Source organism: Halorubrum saccharovorum DSM 1137 (assembly GCF_000337915.1).
Lineage (GTDB): Archaea > Halobacteriota > Halobacteria > Halobacteriales > Haloferacaceae > Halorubrum > Halorubrum saccharovorum.
This window is the reverse complement of sequence record NZ_AOJE01000066.1, coordinates 1-17,582: the sequence shown is the minus strand read 5'-3', so window position 1 is coordinate 17,582 and position 17,582 is coordinate 1. Positions and strand designations below refer to the sequence as shown.

The following is a 17,582-nucleotide window of genomic DNA, read 5'->3' as shown; positions in this document are numbered from 1 at the left end:
GGTCGATCACTCCTCGACCGGCTCCATCCCGCGGATCTCGAAGCGGGCACCGCCCGCGTCGCTCTCAGTCACGGACACCTCCCAACCGTGCGCCGAGACCACCTGTTGGATGATCGTCAGTCCGAGTCCGGTCCCGGACTCGCCGGTGGTGAACCCGTCGACAAACACCTGGTCGCGCTCGTCTTCGGGGATCCCCGCGCCGTCGTCCTCGACGTAGACGCCGTCGCCGTCGTCCAGATCGCCGACGCGGATCGTCACTTCCTCGCCCCCGTGTTCGAGCGCGTTCCGGAACAGGTTCTCGAACACCTGCTGGAGGCGGCTCCAGTCGCCGAGGACGACGCGGTCGGTGTCGACCTCCAGCGTCGCGTCGGCCGCGTTCACGAATGACCAGCACTCCCGAGCGAGCTCGTCGATCCGGATCTCCTCGCGGCCGCCGATCGTCTGTCCCTCGCGGGTGAGGAACAGCAGGTCGTCGATCAGCGACTCCATCCGATCTATCGCGTCGCGGCACCGCTGGAAGTGCTCGGGGTCGCCGGTCCGTTCGGCCATGTCGAGGTAGCCGTCGACGATCCCGAGCGGGTTCCGGATGTCGTGGGAGACGACGCGGGTGAACTCCTCTAACTGGTCGCGCTGTTGCTGTATCCGCTCGGTGGCCTGCTTCTGAAATATCTCGTAGCTCACCCACTGAGCCATCAGCTCCACGAACGTCTCCTCATCCTCGGAGAAGGGACGGTCGCGCGCCTCCGCGTCCGCGAAACAGAAGGTACCGTACACCTCGCGGTTGACGACGACCTTGGCGCCGATGTACGTCTCCAGCCCGAACTCCTCGTAGGCGGCGTCGTCTTCCCACCCCTCGACGCGCGCGTGCTGGACCGTCAACGCGCCGTCGACGTCGACCGTCTTCCTGCAGTACGCCTTCGACAGCGGGCAGCTCCGCCCCGGTTGGAGCAGTTCGTGGTCGCCGCTCGCCGCCACGATGTGCTGGGTATCGTCGTCGATCTCGGTCAGAAAGCCGGTCTCGACGCCGAGATACACGCAGCCCAGGTCGAGGAGGTCCGGGAGCTTGCTCTCGAACGACCGCTCCTGCTCCGCGGTGATCCGGTACATCCGGCGCAGGGCGTCGCCCTCGGACAGTTCCACGTCATCCATCGTCCATCACGGCTCTTGGTTTCAAAACACTGGCTACGTCGCATTAAACCGGCGGGTTTCGTCGATATCCGGCCGGCGACGGCCCGCAGATCGCGCCCCTCGATCCCCGCTACTCGTACGCCGCGATACCGGTCAGGTCCTCGCCGAGCACGAGCGTGTGGATGTCGTGGGTGCCCTCGTAGGTGTACACCGTCTCCATGTTCGCCATGTGGCGCATCGGCGAGTAGTCGGTCGTGATCCCGTTGCCGCCGAGCATCTCCCGGGCGACCCGCGACTGGTCGCGCGCCGTGCGGACGTTGTTCCGCTTCGCCATCGAGACGTGCTGGGGGGTGAGGTCGCCGCGCTCCTTCAGCTCCGCGAGCCGGTACGCGAGCAGCTGGGCGGTGGTGATCTGGGTGGCCATCTCCGCGAGCTTCTCCTGTTGGAGCTGGAACCGGGCGATCGGCCCGCCGAACTGGTCGCGGTCGAGCGCGTATTCGCGCGCCTGTTCGAAGCAGTCCCGCGCCGCCCCCACCGCGCCCCACGCGATCCCGTAGCGGGCCTGCGTGAGACACGAGAGCGGCCCCTTCATCCCGGAGACGCCGGGCAGGACGTTCTCCTCGGGGACGCGGGCGCCCTGTAAACTGATCTCGCCGGTGATCGAGGCGCGCAGCGAGAGCTTGTCGCCGATCTCGTTCGTGGTCACGCCGTCGCGGTCCGTCTCGACGAGGAAGCCGCGGACGGGGGCCTCGTCGGCCCCCGCGCCGTCCTCCCCGTCGACCGATCCGGCTCCCGACTCGTCGCGCGCCCAGACCACCGCTACGTCGGCGATCGGTGCGTTCGTGATCCACGTCTTCGAACCGTCGAGGACGTAGGCGTCGCCCTCCTTCCGCGCCGTCGTCTCCATCCCCGCGGGGTCCGAGCCGTGGTCCGGCTCCGTCAGGCCGAAACAGCCGACCGCCTCGCCCTGGCCGAGCGCCGGCAGCCACCGCTCCTTCTGTTCGTCGCTGCCGTAGGCGTGAATCGGGTACATCACTAAGGCGCCCTGCACGCTCGCCATCGACCGGAGCCCCGAGTCGCACGCCTCCAGCTCCTGCATCAGGATTCCGTAGGCCGTCTCGGAGACGTTCGGCAGCCCGTATCCGTCGAGGTTCGGCGCGTAAAACCCCATCTCGCCCATCTCCTCGATCAGGTCCGTCGGGAACGTCCCCGCCTGGAAGTGGTCGCCGATGTCGGGTCGCACCCGCTCGTCGACGAACTCCCGGGCCGCGTCGCGGATCAGCCGCTCCTCTTCGCCGAGGTCGGCCTCTAGTCCCACGTAATCGAGCATGATCGGTAGTGCGCAACCGCCGGACAAAACGGTTCTGGAGGGCGAGAATCGAAGTGGTCGTCGCTGCGACGCGGTCGCCGCTACGACAGCTGCTCGCGCGCGAACTTCGCCAAGAGCGGGACGTCGTCGAGGTGGAGCAGCTTCGCCATCGACGCCTTCTCCCCGCGGTTCGCCTTCTCGAGCGTGTTCTCGTCCGCCCGTCGGAGGTCGCGCATGAACCGGTCGTAGCGCTCGTTGGGGGCGAGGTACAGCAGCCGCGTGAGCATCAGCCGCGACTTCATCCGCGGGGCCACGTCGCGGTGCCAGAGCCGCTCGTAGACGGCCAGGCTCTCGGCGTCGAGGCGGCGCTCCGAGTCGGTGAGACACCGGTCCACGGTGGCCGCGGCGGCGCGAGCCGACTTCATCCCCTTGTGGATCCCCTCGCCCCACAGCGGGTCGATAGAGGGGACCGTGTCGCCGATCGCGAGGAAGCGGTCGGTGTGCATCTCGTCGGGCATCTGGATGTGCGCCGAGCCGCGGTGGATCTTCCCGTCGATCTTCTCGGCGTCGGCGAAACGCGGGTCGCGGTCGACCCACGCGTCGAGGTAGCCGTCGACGGTCTGGCTCTCCTGTGCGAACTCGCGGTGGCGGTCGTTCTGGATGTAACAGAGCCCGACCTTCGCGGTGTCCTCGCCGGTGGCGAAGATCCACGAGTAGCCGCCGGGCGCGATGTCGTGGTCGAGTCGGAGCATCATCGCCCGCCGGAGGTCGGCGTACTCCGGGTGGTTCATCTCGACGCCCTCCATCTCGTACTCGATGCCGATCGCCTGGTTCTCGCGTTCGAGGTCGACCACGTCGAGCGCGCTCGCGATCGGCGCCGCGGGACCCGTGGCGTCGACGACCACCTCGGCGTACACCTCCTCGTCGCCGTTGTACCGCACCCCCTCGATGACGCCGTCGTCGTCGAGGATCGGCCGCGAGACCCGCGAGTCGAAGCGGTACTCGGCGCCGTTCTCACGGCCGTCCGCGACGAGGAACCGCTTGAACTCGGCGAACTCCAGCACCGCGCCGGGCTGGTAGCTCTTGTAGTGGCTGTTGGGCGACTCCAACACCACGTCGTCGGTGTACGACATCACCACGTCGTCGGGGACCCCGAAGGAGGACATCATCGACGGGAACGTCCCGGCGGTCGATTTGTTGCTCTGGCGGGGGAACTCGTCTTCCGACTCCGTTTCGAGAACGACGACGTCGTAGCCTCGCGTCGCCAGGTCGCGAGCGCACTGGGCGCCCGCCGGTCCGGCACCCGCGATCACGACGTCGTAGCGATCAACCATATACCCGTGAATACGGACCCACGTAATTAGGCTTGCTGAAACCGGTCGCAAACAGGTCGTAACCCGGCTCGGTCGGCAGATTTTGGCGGTTCGATGAGGTCGGAATTCTGACGGGGATCGCGGTCCCGATCAGAAACGGTGTCGGCCGAAAACGGGGATACCGCGAAGGGATTTCCCGCGTGCTCGCCGGCGGTTCAGTAGAACTCTCGGACGAGGTCCGTCGCGCCCTCGGGCGCGCCGTCCGGGATGACGGACATGTCCTCGTCGACGCCGTGACGCTCGTGGTACGGCACCGACTCCTCGTCCTGGTAGATGATCCCCTGGTGCTCCGTGTCGTCGTCGAAGATGACCTCTTTGGCGGCCTGCTTGTCGCTGGGGTCGTGGTCCGTTTCCTTCAGGTCGACCAGCGAGTCGCGGAAGTAGTCGTAGGTGTCAACGTCGTTGAACGTGACGCACGGCGAGTAGACGTTCACGAAGCCGAACCCGTCGTGTTCGACCGCCTTCTGGATGATCTCTTGGTGGCGGAGCGCGTCCGAGGAGAACGACTGCGCGATGAACGTCGCGCCCGACGCCAGCGCCAGCGCGTGCGGGTTCACCGGGGGCTGTTTGGGGCCCTCGGGGCTCGTCGAGGTCTCGAAGTCCTCGCGCGAGGTGGGCGAGGCCTGCCCCTTCGTCAGCCCGTAGATGCGGTTGTCCATCACGACGTACGTCATGTCGACGTTCCGCCGGACGGCGTGGACGAAGTGGCCCGCGCCGATGGAGTAGCCGTCGCCGTCGCCGCCGGCGACCATCACTTCGATGTCGGGACGGGCCATCTTGACGCCGGTCCCGACCGGGAGCGCGCGTCCGTGAACGCCGTGGAGCGCGTAGCTGTGCATGTACGTGCCGATCTTGCCGGAACAGCCGATCCCGGCGACGACGAAGGTGTTGTCGGGGTCGTTGCCCGTCTCCGCCAGCGCCTTCATCATCCCGTTCATGGTGCCGAAGTCGCCGCATCCCGGACACCACGTCGGCTGCTTGTCGGACTTGAAGTCGGTGAATCGAATGTCTGAGCTCATTGGTTACGCCTCCACCCCCTCCGCGAGGGTCGCCTTGATGTCGTCTGCGAGTTCGTCCGCCTTGAATCGCACGCCGTTGTACTTGTTCACCCGATCGACGCGCTCTAACACGTCGTGTTCGACCAGGTCCGCGAACTGCCCCTGCTCGTTACACTCCACGACGACGACGTTCTCCGCCGCCTCGACGTCTTCGGTCAGATCCGGCCGCGGGAAGATGTACGGGACCGAGAGCACCCGCACGTCGAGGCCGTCGTCCGCGAGGAACTCGACCGCCTCGGCGAGCGCGCCCTCGTTCGACCCCCACGAGATCACGAGCGTGTCGGCGTCCGCGTCGCCGAACTCCCGCGGGCTCCAGTCCTCTCGGTCGCGGGCCGTCTCGACCTTCCGGTTGCGCTTGTCGACCTGATCGACGCGCATCTCCGTGTCCTCGGTCCGGCGCCCCTGCTCGTCGTGTTCGAGCCCGGTGGACATGTGCGCGCCGTCGGCGGTGCCGGGGAACGCCCGCGGCGAGATCCCGTCGTCGGTGATCTCGTGGGGCTGGAAGCCGCCCGACTCGCTCATGTGATCGTCGATCGTCGTCTCGTCGACGACGTTGCCGCGGTCGACCTCCACCTCGTCCATGTCGAAGGTGTCCGGCGTGAACGTCTGCTCGGTGACCGCCATCGAGAGGTCGGCGGTGAGGTAGACCGGAAGCTGGTACTTCTCGGCGAGGTTGAACGCCTCGACCGTCTTCCAGAAGCACTCCGCGATCGTCGTCGGCGCGAGCACGAACCGGGGGACCTCGCCGTGGCCGCCGTACAGCATCTGATTTAAGTCGCCCTGCTCCTGTTTCGTCGGCATCCCGGTCGACGGCCCGGAGCGCATCACGTTACAGATGACGAGCGGCGTCTCCGAGGTCGCGATGAGCCCGAACGTCTCCGTCATCAGGTCGATCCCGGGACCGGACGTGGCGGTCATCGACCGCGCGCCCCCGCGGGCGGCGCCGAGCGCCATGTTGATCGCGGACAGCTCGTCTTCCGCCTGCACGACGTGGCCGCCGTACCGCTCGATACGACCGGTGAGGTACGTCATCACGTCGGTCGCGGGCGTGATCGGGTAGCCGGCGTAGAAGCGGCAGCCGGCCGCGATGGCGCCCATGCCGATGGCCTCGTCGCCGTTGAGGAGGACGTAGTCCTCGTCGGTGGTCTCCAAGTCGTAGTCGAACTCGTGGTCGTACTCGTCGGCGACGTACGACCGCCCGGCGCGGGCGGCCTCCTTGTTGTTGTCGACGAGCTTCTGGCCCTTGTCCGAGAAGCGCTTCTCCAGCGCGGAGTCGAGGTTCTCGATGGGGAACTCGGCGACCTCGCAGGCCGCGCCGAGCGCGACGACGTTCCGCATGATCGCCCCGCCGGCCTCCTCTGCGAGCCGCTTGAGCGGGACGTCGATCCCGATCATCCCCTCCGGGATCTCGACGTCCTGCATCGTGGTCCGCTCGCCGTCGTAGATGATCACCGACCCCTCGTGGAGCTCCTCGAGGTTCTCCTCGATGGTCCGGGGCGTCAGCGCGATGAGGACGTCCAGGCGATCCACGACGCTCTGTACCTTGTCGACGGAGGTTCGCACCTTGTAGGCGGTGTAACCGCCTCGGATCCGTGAGGCGAAGTCCTTCGACGTGAACACGTGTCGACCCGCCCGAGAGAGCGCTTGCGCGAAGATCTTCCCGGTCGAGTCGATGCCGTCGCCGGCCTCACCGCCGACGGCCCAGTTGAAGTCCGCAGGCATGCTATACGGGGGATTTCGCCGGACTCATCAAAAGACTTCTGGAAGGAGCTATCCACCCATTTCTGAACGTTCGTTTATTATCTCGCGAATATTGACGGTTGTGAGGGGCACTACATCCCGATATGTGGATCGTTATTGGACGATCGTTTTCCATATTCCTAACGATCGACCCTCGTGTTTTTGAGGGAGTTCGACGGTCGTCGAGGGGGAGCGGACGGGTTGGTGTCCGGTGAAGCCCCCGACGGTCGCGGCGGCTCCCGATCACGTCCGCGGCGGCTCCCGATCACGTCCGCGGTGGCCCCCGGTGACATCCGCGACGGCGGCGCTTTTCACCGTCGGCTTGCGGTGCGGGCAGCACCGACGGCGACGGGAACACGTTTCTGTCTCCCGACCGGACCGGAGGCATGGACACGACAGCGACGGTCAGATCGGTCGAGACGGTCGGCCGCGACACGTACGCCCTCCGGTTCGACGCGCCAGACGGGTTCGCCGCCGAGCCCGGACAGTTCGTCAAGCTCGGCACCGAGATCGACGGCGAGTCGGTCGCTCGGTTCTACACCCTCTCGTCGCCGACGGTCGGCGACACCTTCGAGGTCACGGTCGGGATCGATCCCGAGGAGGGCGGCGACTTCTCCGCGTTCCTCGCCGACGCCGAGGCCGGTACGGAGATGACGCTCTCCGGCCCGTTCGGCGACCAGCACTACGACGGCGAGCCGCGTGCGGTGGTCATCGCGGGCGGTCCCGGCGTCGGTCCGGCGGTCGCCATCGCCGAGCGCGCGCTCGACGAGGGCGCCGAGGCCGCGGTCGTCTACCGCGACGACGACGTGTCGCATTCGGACCGGCTGGACGCGCTGGAGGAGCGCGGCGCCGCGGTCGCCCTCCTCGACGCTGACGAGGACCTCGACAGCGCGGTCGCAGAGGCGCTGACGGGCGACAAAGGCGAGACCGTCTTCGTGTACGGCTTCGCCGACCTCGTCGCCGACGCCGAGGCCGCCGTCCAGGCCGCCGGCGGCGACGCCGACGCCGCGAAGGTCGAGAACTTCGGGTAGACGACGTATACGGCGGTCCGGCCGATCGGCTATCGAGAGTCGTCGCTCATCGCGAGCCGGGGTTCAGTCCCCGAAGTAGTCGGCGAGGCGCTCGGCGGCCTCGGCGGTCCGAGGCGTTACCAGGGCGAACCGGATCCACTCGTCGCGGGCGGTGCCGAACGCGTCGCCCGGCATCCCGGCGACGCCCGCCTCGTCGACGAGACGCTTGACGTTCGCCATCGTGCCGGGGAAGTCGTCGAAGCGGGCGAGCACGTAGAACGCCCCCTCCGGGCGGGTGTACTCCGCGCCGGCGGCGTCGAGGGCGTCGGTGAAGGCGTCGACGCGGTCGGCGAGCAGGTCGCGGGCCTCCGCGTAGTAGTCGGAGGGCGTCTCCGCGAGCGCGTGGTGGACCGCGTACTGCGAGGGGCGTGCCCCGGTGACGTTCACGAGCATGTGTCGGGTCTTGGCGTCCCCGACGTGTTCCTCTGGGAAGACGCCGTACCCGACCCGGAGTCCGGTGATCGCCATCGACTTCGAGAACCCGCTGGTGGCGATCAGCCGGTCCGACTCCAGCGTCAGCGCCGACTCGAACCCGCCGGTCAGGTCGAAGTGGTCGTACACCTCGTCGACCATCACGAGGGCGTCGACCGACTCCGCGACCGCGACGGCCTCGCGGAGCGCGTCGAGGTCGTAGACGGCGCCGGTCGGGTTGTTCGGCGTGTTCAAGACGACGAGCGCGGTGTCCTCGCTCGCGGCCTCCCGGATCGCGTCGACGTCGAGGCCCCCGTCGCGCGCGGTCGGGACGAGCGTCGACTCCCCGCCGAGCATGTCCACCTTGCCGGGGTAGTACGGGTACACCGGATCCATCAGCAGCGCCTCGTCGCCCGCGTCGCGCTCGAACGCGCGGGCCATCGCGAGGTAGTTCGCCTCACCGGTCCCGTTCGTGACCACCACGCGGTCGGGGTCGACGTTCCGGCGCTCGGCGATCGCCTCGCGGAGCTCCAGCAGCCCCTCGCTCGGCGGGTACTGGAAGGCGTCCGGCGGGAGGTCTGCGTACTCGCGGAGCGCCTCCCGCAGCGCGGCCGGCGGCTCCCAGTCGGGGTTGCCGCTCACCATGTCGATGACGTCTCCTTCGGCCCCGGCCGCGTACTGCATCACGTGGAAGAACTTCGGCTCCTCGTACTCCATGCCGGTCGCTCGGCGGCGGGCGCCGTGGCTCTTTCGGCTGGCCGCCTGCGCGCGTTACGCCGATCGCGCCCGCCGTCCTCATTCGCCGATCGCGCCCGCCGATCCCGTTCGTCGATCGACCCGAGTCGGTGGTTTCACTTACGGTCCCGGCCACCCCGAGGTATGAACAAACGGGGTCACGTTCTCAACGGCCTACTGCTCGCGCTCGGGCTCGGCTTCGTCATCGAGCCCAGCCTCAGCGCGGCCACCGTGCGGACGATCGCCGAGATCACCGTCCCGATCGTGTTGGGGGCGCTGTTCCCCGACGTCGACACCGCCTTCGGCCGCCACCGGAAGACGCTCCACAGCCTCCCGGTGCTCGGGGTCTTCCTCGCGTACCCGATCGTGTTCGGCAACCTCCAGTACGTCTGGATCGGCGTGTTGACCCACTACGTCCTCGACGTGGTCGGGAGCCGCCGCGGCATCGCGCTGTTCCACCCGCTGTCCGACCGCGAGTACGGGATGCCGACCGGCGTGACGACGAGCAGCAAGTACGCGGATCTCGTCACCGTGATCGTCACCGCGGTGGAACTGGCGGTCTTCTGGGCGATCCACACCTACGTCGTGACCCTCGATCTGGACGTCTCCGCGCTCGCCTCGGAGGCGGCCGCGGGGATCGGTATCTGAGGGGACGGAGGGCGCGAGCACTCGCCGAGACTGCGACCGTGGCCTAGTTCGGTCGGTAGTCCGAAAGCGTCCCGGAGTAGACGCTCACGTCGTTGAACCGCCCCTCGTAGGCGACGTTGCTCGGGAGGGTCGGCTCGTCGCCCGAGAGGAACTGCCGGTCGAGCTTCTCCCACGTGTTCTCGTACGCGAGGTGCGCGAACTCCACGAGCCCGCGGAGCTGGTGGCCGGCCCCGCCACGGTGGATCACGGTTCGGGGCCGCGCCTCGCGGAAGGCGTCGACGACCGCGTCGACGCCGTCGAGGGCGCCGTCGAACTCGGTCCACGCCTCGCCGACGGTGCCGGGGAGGTGGGCGTACGACGAGCCGAACCCCGGCTGGTCGGTGGCCTCGGCGATCCGGCGCGTCCGGGCGTTCTGGTGCGGAAGGAGCTTCGTGTTGTACGTCTCGACCGCGTCGATCCGAGCGCCGTGAGCCGCGATCTCCGGTCGAGTGAGCGAGATGGTCGCGAAGCTCGGGTGGGGTGCGAGCACGGCCGCGTCTTGACGGTCGGCCTCGGCCATCGCCGCCTCGAAGGTGATGTAGTCGGGGACGGGCTCGTCTAAGCCGAGAACGAGGATGTGCCGGCGGTTCCCCCAGTCGCCGGTGAACACCTCGCGGGCGGGGATCACTGTCAAGTCGTCGTCGGAGAACCGAGCCGCGCGTTTCCGGATCGTCGGCAGGCGGGTGAAGTGCGGGGCGTACACGAGTGCGTCGATCCCCCGTTCCTTCGCGAGGGCCACGACGTCGTCGTCGAGCACCTTCACGTGGGCGTCGACGCGCGTTCTCGATCGAGTCACGGGCGGACGTTCTTCGTGGCCGAGCAAAGGCGTATCGTTCGACGGCGAGTCCGCTCCCACCCCTGCCGGTCACGGGAGGTCGCGGGGAGATCCGAGCGGCGGCCGGCGGGGGAAACCGTTAATCCCTCGGGGCGGAGAGAGGGTGACATGCCCCGCTGGACGTGCGGAATCGACGGCTGCGACGCCGGCTTCGACGACGTGGAGTCGGCCATCGTCCACCAGACGAACGGCCACCAGCGCCACGAGTGTAAGGTGTGCGGCACGATCGTCCCGGACGGGTACTTCGCGATCCGGCACGCGTTCGACGAGCACACACGCGCCGAGTTCGTGCGCGCGTACGACGCCGACTCCGCGGCGGTCCGCCGCCGCGAGGAGATCAAGCGCGAGATCGAGCGCGAGGCGAACCTCCAGCGAGTCGTCGACCAGTTGGACCGAAGCCCCTGACGGACCCGTCTCGCCCGACCGCGTCGCCCCGGCCTCAAAGCACCCGCTTTCCGAACGCGCTCGCGGCCAGCTCCGTCGCGAGCTCCGCGGTCTCGTTGTGCTGGTCCAGCGTCGGGTTCACCTCGACGAGCTCCATCGACCGGACGGCGTCGCTCTCGGCGACGACCTCCATCGCGCTGTGCGCCTCCCGATAGGTGACCCCCCCGCGGACCGGGGTGCCGACGCCGGGCGCCTCCTTGGGGTCGAGCCAGTCGAGGTCGAGGCTGACGTGAACGCCGTCGACGCCGGCGGACGCCTCGGCCATCGCCTCCTCGGTCACGTCCGTGATCCCGCGCTCGTCGATGTCGGACATCGTGTACGCCGCGAAGCCGTGGTCGCGGATCACCTCGACCTCCGCGTCGTCGACGGAGCGGAGCCCGACCAGCGCGACGTTCTCCGGGTCGAGTCCGGGCGCGTTCGCCCAGTCGGACCCCGCGAACTCGCCGAGCCCGAGCGCGGCCGCGAGCGGCATCCCGTGGACGTTCCCGGAGGGCGTCGTCGCGGGGGTGTTGAGGTCGGCGTGGGCGTCGAACCACACCGCGCCGATGTCCGCGTCGCGCGCGGACCCGGAGAGCGAGCCGATGGCGATCGAGTGGTCCCCGCCGAGCGCGAGGGGCACGTCCCCCGCCGCGAGCGTCTCGCCGACCTCGTCCGCGAGCCGGCGACAGACGTCGGCCGTCTCGCGGAGGAACTTCGCGTCCCCGTCGCGCGGGGGCTCCGCGTCCGGGTCGCGCTCCTCTGCGCGGGGGACCGCGAGGTCGCCCGCGTCGACGGCCTCGACGCCCGCGCCCGAGAGCTGGTCGGCCAGCCCGGCGTAGCGGATTGCTGAGGGTCCCATGTCCACGCCGCGTCGGTTCGCCCCGTAGTCGGTCGGCGCGCCGATGATCCTGACTGTGGTCATGTCCGAGAGAGCGCCCCGGCGACGCTTGAATGATCGGGGTCCCGTCGCGCTCGCGGAGGATCGCGTGAGGTTTTCACGGTCGGACGCCAACGACTGGTATGAGCGGCTCCGAAGGCGACTTCGATCCGGCCGACCTCGAACCGATCGGTGCCATGATAGCCGTCGCGTTCACCGGCGCCGTGATCGGGCTCGTCGGTGCCGGACTCGCCTTTTTCGTCGGTGACCTCGGTCTCGCGCTGATCGGGGTCGGCGCCGTGGTCGCGCTCTCCAGCCCGGTCGCGTACGTTCGACTCCGTCGCCTCAGCGGATCCTGAGAAACCGCACGATCATTTATAAGAAGCTTCCATCGCATTTAAGCGGGGTCGCCATCTATTCGCGACCATGTCATCGATCGAGCTCACATCGAGTCAGAAAAGCATCCTCTCGGCCCTCATCAACCTGTACGGGGAACAGGAGGACGCCGTCAAAGGCGAGGCGATCGCCGAGGAGGTCGACCGCAATCCAGGGACGATCCGCAACCAGATGCAGAGTCTGAAGGCCCTCCAGTTGGTCGAGGGCGTACCGGGGCCGAAAGGGGGGTACAAGCCCACCTCGAACGCGTACGAGGCGCTCGACATCCAGCGCATGGACGAGCCCGCGGACGTCCCCATCTACCACGGGGGCGAGGAAGTGACCGGGGTCAACGTCGACGGGATCGACCTCTCCAGCGTCCACCACCCCGAACTCTGCCGCGCCGAGATCCACGTGCAGGGGTCCGTCCGCGACTTTCACGAGGGCGACTCCGTCACCGTCGGTCCGACGCCCCTTTCGAAGCTCGTCATCGACGGGACCGTCGACGGGAAAGACGACACCGCCAACGTCCTTATTCTCCGGATCGACGACATGCGCGCGCCCGACGAGCCGGCCGAGCACTGAGCGGCCGCACGCCGTTCCACCACGCGCCGTTCCACCACGCGCCGTTCCACCACGCGCCGTTCCACCACGCGCCGTTCCACCACGCGCCGTTCCGCCAGTACGGCGACAGATTCCCGCCGACGGAACTCACGCCGCGTCGCACAGGTTACCACCGTGTTCCGATCGACGAGCGGCCGCGCCGCCGCTCGCGGCGGACGGCGTCACGAGGAAGACGTAGCAGTTAGCGTCGAGAACGCGCTGGCGCTGACAGCCGACAGCGACCGCCTGTCCTACATGTCGCCGAACGCGCCCGCGGCGCGCCCGGCCGAGGAGACCTTCGCGATCCACCGCACCGCGATGGACTTCTTCAGCAGCTTCGCGGGGGTACCGCCGAACGTCTTGATCGGCATCCCCATCACGTCGTGGGCGACCGCGTCCTCGCCGACCGAGATGACGGTCCCCTTGTCCTTGTGCTCCCACGACTGGAGCGGCGCGCCGCGGGCGGCTCGCGCGAGGTTCTCGCCGGCGACCTCGGCGGCCTGCCAGGCGGCCTGCGCGGTCGGCGGCGCCACGTCGTCGTCGCCCTGCTCGACGAGGGCGGTGTCGCCGATGGCGAAGACGCGGTCGTCGCTGGTGGTGAAGTCGGAGGCGGCGTGGACGCGGTTCGAGCGGTCGTCCTTCTCGACCTCGACGTTCTCTAGTTCCGGCTGGCCGGTGATGCCGCCGGTCCAGATCAGCACGTCGTACCCGAGCTCCTCGGGCTCCTCGCCTTCGCCGCCGCCGAGGTAGACCGCGTCCTCGTCGGCCTTCGAGATGAAGTCGCCGGTGAGGATCTCGACGTCGGCGTCTTCGAGCCGCTGGCGGAGCGCGCCCTGGAGCTGGGGATCGTTGCCGGGGAACACCTCGTCGAGCCCCTCGACGAGTTTGATCTCGATGGGTGCGCGGTGTTTGTCGCGGTACTCCGCGATCTCGCCCGCGGTCTGGATGCCGGAGAGGCCGGCGCCGCCGACGATGACCTCGACGGGGTCGGAGCGGGTCGCCTCGGCGGCGGCCGACCGGACCTCCTCGTGGATCGCCTTCGCGTCGTCGAGGCCCTTGAGCTGGTGGGCGTGCTCTTTCAGTCCGTCGATGCCGAAGAAGGCGGTCGTGGAGCCGACCGCCAAGAGGAGGTAGTCGTAGTCGACGGTCGTCCCGTCGTCGGTCTCGACGACGCGCTCGTCGGTGTCGACGTCGACGACCCGGCCCTGTACGAAGTCGGACTCGGGCGATTTGATCTCGTCGACCGGGATGGTGATCTTCTCGGAGACCGCGGGGTTGCGGATCGCGCGGTGAACCTCGTGGAGAACGAGGTGATAATCGTGTTCCGAGATCCAGGTGAGCTCGGCCTCGCCCTCGCCGACCTCGTCTTCGAACGCCTTCACCGCCCCTGCGCCGGCGTACCCGGAGCCGACGACGACGACCTGTGTACTCATGCGTGTCGCTCCGCGGTCCGCGGGTAAAGTCGCTTTGGAACGCCGCTGACGCCGGCGTCGGTTGGCCAACGCGCGGCGATTCGACGAGCGGCGATTCGCCCTACAGCGAGAGACCGGCGTGCCAGCGGTCGGCGCCCGCCTCGCGTTTGACCTCGTCCATCCGCGCGAGGAGCTTCACGGCGAGGCTCGCGGTCTCGGCCGCTCGCGACTCGCCCTCGGTCCGGAACTCGCCGGTGACTCGGTTCGCGTAGACGGAACAGACCGCGCCCGCGCGGAGCCCGTACACGTTCGCGATCGTGAGGATCGCCGACGCCTCCATCTCGATGTTCTTCACGTTCGCGTCCCGCAGCTCCGCGACCAGCTCGTCTGACCCGGCCGCCTCGAACCCCTCGAATCCGGGACGGCCCTGTCCGGCGTAGAATGAGTCGGCGCTCATCGTCACGCCGGTGTGGTAGTCGTATCCGAGCCGCTCGGCGGCCGCGATCAGCGCCGAGACGGCCTCGCCGTCGGCGGCCGCCGGGTAGTCCTCGCGGACGTACTCGTCGCTGGTCCCCTCCTGCCTGACCGCGCCGGTGGTGATCACCAGGTCGCCCACGTCCATCCCCGGCTGGATCGCGCCGCAGGAGCCGACCCGGATGAACGTGTCGACGCCGACCCTGGCGAGTTCCTCGACGGCGATGGCAGCCGACGGCGAGCCGATCCCGGTGGAGGTCACGGAGATCGGGGCGTCGTCGTAGGTCCCGGTCGCGGTGCGGTACTCGCGGTGGTGCGCGACCTCCTCGTGGCCGTCCCACAGCGCCGTGATCTTGTCCACGCGCTCGGGGTTTCCGGGGAGGAGCACGGCGTCTGCGACGTCGTCGGGGCCGACCTCGACGTGGTAGCCGACCTCGTCGTTGGGGTCCTCGCTCTTGTCGCTCGTGTCGGTCATGTCCTCGCCCTTCGGCGAGGCGTTTCAAAGCAGTTCCGTCTCGCGATCCGTCGCTCGGCGGGGATCGGTCCCCGCTCAGATCTGCCGCGCGTCGTCCAGCGTCCCCTCCGAGATGGTGTTCGGGAGGAGTTCGCCGAGCGTGTACTCGGTCGTCTCTCCGTCGCCCTCGTCGCAGACGACGACGAGGTCGTCGGCCGCGAACTCCGCGAGCGACTGCCGGCACATCCCGCAGGGGGTGACGCCGTCGCGGACGCCCGAGGCGACGGCGATCCGATCGAACTCGCGGTGGCCGTTCTTCACCGCCTCCGCGAGCGCGACCTCCTCGGCGTGGAGGCTGTTGGAGTAGTTGGCGTTCTCGATGTTACAGCCGGTGTAGACGGTGCCGTCGGCGGTCCGGAGCGCGGCGCCGACGCGGTACTCGGAGTACGGGACGTGCGCGTCGGAGAGCGCGTCGCGCGCGGCCTCGATCAGGTCCATACGCTGGCGTCGGCCGGCGCGCCGATAAGCGGTCGGATCGCGGTCGAAAACGAGCCGACGGCAAGCCGAAAGCGATCTATCGGCCGGTGTCGTACTTGTACGTGGCCGAGTCGGGGTCGATCCCGAAGTCCTCGGGCGATTCGGTCGTCTCGTCGGCGGCGTCGGCCGGCTCGGCGGCCTTGAACGCCTCGCGGAACCGGTCGGGCATCTCGAAGTCGTCGACGGCCAACTGCAGGCCGACCACGTCGCCGTCCAGGAACTCGCGCTTCTCCGTGAGCCGGTCCGAGAGCGCCTCCGGGAGGTCGTCGGTGTCGATCCGCTCGAAGCCGAACTGGGTCAGGTACTCGGGCTGGTCGGTGAGCACGTACACCGTCTCGAACCGGTCCGTGGCCGCGGTGTCGACGAGCCGCTCGACGACGTGCGCCCCGACGCCTCGACCGCGCCACTCGGGGAGCACGCCGATCCCGGTGAGTTCGATCCGGTTGTCCGCCCCCTCGTCGCCGCGGTGGAGGCGAAGCCGACCGAACCCGGCCCGGTCGCCCGACTCCTCGTCGACCGCGATCACGTAGTCCCGTGACCGGAAGGCGACGTCGTCGAGCCCCAACTGCTCGATCGCGTCCAGTAACCACGCCTCGTCACGGTTCTTGGCGTCGCGGACGTACATGGATCCACGTACGCCGGGCGACGTAAAAACGGTTCCCCGTGGGGGTCGGCGTCGCCGCGGGGCGTCGGCCGCTTTTTAAATCCCTTGGCCCATCAGGTGGCTACGCAGCACGTCCGGCGTCTTGAGCCCGGCGTCGCTGTTGATCAGGACCACCGTCTCGTCGCCGTCGAAGAAGCCCTCCTCCGTGAGCGCCCAGGCGCCGGCGGGCGCGGCGCCGCCGGTGGCGCCCATCTCCATCACCTCGTTCTGGGCGACCGCGACCGCGCTCGCGAGGATGTCCTCGTCCTCGACGCCCACCGCCGTGCCGCCGCTCTCGCGGACCGCCTCGACCGCCGCCGCGCCGCCCGCGGGGTCGGCGATCTCCAGCTCGCCGCAGATCGTGTCGGGGGTCTCCCACGGCTCCGGCTCGTCGAGGTCGCGCTCGATCGCCGCCGCGATCGGCGCACAGCCCGCGGCCTGCGCCGCGACGATCTTCGGGACCGCGTCGATCGCGCCGACGCGCTCCAGCTCCGCGAACCCCTTGTAAACGCCGGCGACGATCTCGCCGGATCCGGTCGGGACGACGACGGCGTCGGGCGCCGCGCCGAGGTCGGCGACCAGCTCGAACGCGAGCGTCTTCACACCGTCGTGGCGGTACGGCGTCGCGAACTCGCCGAGGTCGGTGTACTCCGTCTCCAGCTGCTCGTCGACCGCGTCGGCCGCGTCGGGAAAGCGCCCGCCGACCACGCGCATGTCGCCGCCGTGGACGTTCGTCATGGCCTTGTTCGAGAACGCACAGCGGGAGGGGACGAACGCGTACGAGCGCAGGTCGGCCCGGCCCGCGTACGCCGCCATCGACTGCCCGGCGTTACCCGGGCTCGCGCACGCGAGCGGCTCCACGTCCCGTCCCTCGGCGGCCCGCGCCGCGACCGCGGTGAGCGCGACCGAGAGCCCGCGGTCGAGCACGGTCCCCGTCGGGTTCCGCCCCTCGTCTTTGACGTACACCGCGTCGACGTCGAGCTCGTCGGCGAGCCGCTCTGTCGGGACCAGCGGCGTGGCGCCCTCGCCCGCCGAGACCGCCGCCTCGGCCGGGAACGGGAGCAGCGCGTCGAAGCGCCAGTGCCCGCGGCCCGTCCCGGCGGGCCCGTCCTGCGGCCCCGCCAGCAGCGCCTCGGGATCGACCGCGTCGTAGTCGTAGGCGGGGTCGAGCCCCCGCGACTGTTCCTCCGCCGACACCGCCGTCGGGTCGGCCGTCTCGTGGACGCGACCCGACGCGCGGCTCTCCAGCCCGCGGAACGCCGTCGTCGTCTCCGTCGACTCCATACCGGCCCTTGCGGCGGCGGCGACTAATCGCTTCCCTCTCGGAGCCGGGCGGGGATCGAGACGGAGGTCGATCTGGTCGATCTGGTCGATCTGGTCGATCTGGTCGATCTGGTCGATCTGGTCGATCTGGTCGATCTGGTCGATCTGGTCGATC

The 17,582-nt window shown here is 69.1% G+C and carries 18 protein-coding genes; 5 read left to right on the top strand and 13 right to left on the bottom strand.

The window, feature by feature from the left end:
- Positions 1–6: 6 nt before the first annotated feature.
- The 5 genes from C471_RS13430 to C471_RS13410 all read right to left on the bottom strand — a co-directional run bounded on the left by C471_RS13430 (position 7) and on the right by C471_RS13410 (position 6,590).
- Positions 7–1,149, bottom strand: a complete 1,143-nt coding sequence (locus C471_RS13430; protein ID WP_004049917.1) for a GAF domain-containing sensor histidine kinase — start codon at positions 1,147–1,149, stop codon at positions 7–9.
- A gap of 109 nt (positions 1,150–1,258) precedes the next feature.
- Positions 1,259–2,458 (bottom strand): acyl-CoA dehydrogenase family protein, encoded by a 1,200-nt coding sequence (locus tag C471_RS13425; RefSeq protein WP_004049915.1) that lies wholly within the window; start codon positions 2,456–2,458, stop codon positions 1,259–1,261.
- Positions 2,459–2,538: 80 nt separating this feature from the next.
- A complete protein-coding gene (locus C471_RS13420; RefSeq protein ID WP_004049913.1) occupies positions 2,539–3,771 on the bottom strand; it encodes a digeranylgeranylglycerophospholipid reductase in 1,233 nt (410 codons plus the stop codon).
- Positions 3,772–3,965: 194 nt separating this feature from the next.
- Complete coding sequence (locus C471_RS13415) at positions 3,966–4,829, bottom strand: 2-oxoacid:ferredoxin oxidoreductase subunit beta (RefSeq protein WP_004049911.1); 864 nt, start codon at positions 4,827–4,829, stop codon at positions 3,966–3,968.
- Positions 4,830–4,832: 3 nt separating this feature from the next.
- A complete protein-coding gene (locus C471_RS13410) occupies positions 4,833–6,590 on the bottom strand; it encodes a 2-oxoacid:acceptor oxidoreductase subunit alpha (protein WP_004049908.1) in 1,758 nt (585 codons plus the stop codon).
- 404 nt (positions 6,591–6,994) lie between these two features.
- On the opposite strand from C471_RS13410, the gene C471_RS13405 reads away from it, so the two are divergent.
- Positions 6,995–7,639 (top strand): FAD-dependent oxidoreductase, encoded by a 645-nt coding sequence (locus tag C471_RS13405; protein ID WP_004049906.1) that lies wholly within the window; start codon positions 6,995–6,997, stop codon positions 7,637–7,639.
- Positions 7,640–7,702: 63 nt separating this feature from the next.
- Here C471_RS13405 and C471_RS13400 read toward each other — a convergent pair whose 3' ends face one another.
- A complete protein-coding gene (locus C471_RS13400) occupies positions 7,703–8,806 on the bottom strand; it encodes a pyridoxal phosphate-dependent aminotransferase (RefSeq protein WP_004049904.1) in 1,104 nt (367 codons plus the stop codon).
- A gap of 162 nt (positions 8,807–8,968) precedes the next feature.
- On the opposite strand from C471_RS13400, the gene C471_RS13395 reads away from it, so the two are divergent.
- A complete protein-coding gene (locus tag C471_RS13395; protein WP_004049902.1) occupies positions 8,969–9,472 on the top strand; it encodes a metal-dependent hydrolase in 504 nt (167 codons plus the stop codon).
- Between the two features lie 43 nt (positions 9,473–9,515).
- Here C471_RS13395 and C471_RS13390 read toward each other — a convergent pair whose 3' ends face one another.
- Positions 9,516–10,334, bottom strand: a complete 819-nt coding sequence (locus tag C471_RS13390) for a PHP domain-containing protein (protein WP_004049900.1) — start codon at positions 10,332–10,334, stop codon at positions 9,516–9,518.
- 120 nt (positions 10,335–10,454) lie between these two features.
- Here C471_RS13390 and C471_RS13385 point away from each other — a divergent pair, with 120 nt between their 5' ends.
- Complete coding sequence (locus tag C471_RS13385) at positions 10,455–10,751, top strand: DUF7565 family protein (protein ID WP_004049897.1); 297 nt, start codon at positions 10,455–10,457, stop codon at positions 10,749–10,751.
- A 34-nt stretch (positions 10,752–10,785) separates the two neighbouring features.
- Here C471_RS13385 and rocF read toward each other — a convergent pair whose 3' ends face one another.
- Entirely contained in the window at positions 10,786–11,691 is a 906-nt protein-coding gene (gene rocF / locus C471_RS13380) for an arginase (RefSeq protein WP_004049895.1), read from the bottom strand.
- 98 nt (positions 11,692–11,789) lie between these two features.
- On the opposite strand from rocF, the gene C471_RS13375 reads away from it, so the two are divergent.
- Positions 11,790–12,005 (top strand): hypothetical protein, encoded by a 216-nt coding sequence (locus tag C471_RS13375; protein WP_004049893.1) that lies wholly within the window; start codon positions 11,790–11,792, stop codon positions 12,003–12,005.
- A gap of 67 nt (positions 12,006–12,072) precedes the next feature.
- Positions 12,073–12,606, top strand: a complete 534-nt coding sequence (locus tag C471_RS13370; RefSeq protein ID WP_004049891.1) for an Rrf2 family transcriptional regulator — start codon at positions 12,073–12,075, stop codon at positions 12,604–12,606.
- A gap of 269 nt (positions 12,607–12,875) precedes the next feature.
- Here C471_RS13370 and C471_RS13365 read toward each other — a convergent pair whose 3' ends face one another.
- The 5 genes from C471_RS13365 to C471_RS13345 form a co-directional block, all read right to left on the bottom strand.
- Positions 12,876–14,057: an NAD(P)/FAD-dependent oxidoreductase gene (locus C471_RS13365; protein ID WP_004049889.1), complete on the bottom strand. Its 1,182-nt coding sequence runs from the start codon at positions 14,055–14,057 to the stop codon at positions 12,876–12,878.
- A 100-nt stretch (positions 14,058–14,157) separates the two neighbouring features.
- Entirely contained in the window at positions 14,158–14,985 is an 828-nt protein-coding gene (locus C471_RS13360; protein ID WP_004049886.1) for a nucleoside phosphorylase, read from the bottom strand.
- A gap of 75 nt (positions 14,986–15,060) precedes the next feature.
- The gene (gene cdd, locus C471_RS13355) at positions 15,061–15,462 is read right to left on the bottom strand and encodes a cytidine deaminase (RefSeq protein ID WP_004049884.1); all 402 of its coding nucleotides are present in this window, start codon (positions 15,460–15,462) and stop codon (positions 15,061–15,063) included.
- Positions 15,463–15,538: 76 nt separating this feature from the next.
- On the bottom strand, positions 15,539–16,126 hold the full coding sequence (locus C471_RS13350; RefSeq protein WP_004049883.1) for a GNAT family N-acetyltransferase: 588 nt from the start codon (positions 16,124–16,126) through the stop codon (positions 15,539–15,541).
- Positions 16,127–16,201: 75 nt separating this feature from the next.
- Positions 16,202–17,428, bottom strand: a complete 1,227-nt coding sequence (locus C471_RS13345) for a pyridoxal-phosphate dependent enzyme (RefSeq protein WP_049909416.1) — start codon at positions 17,426–17,428, stop codon at positions 16,202–16,204.
- Positions 17,429–17,582: the final 154 nt, after the last annotated feature.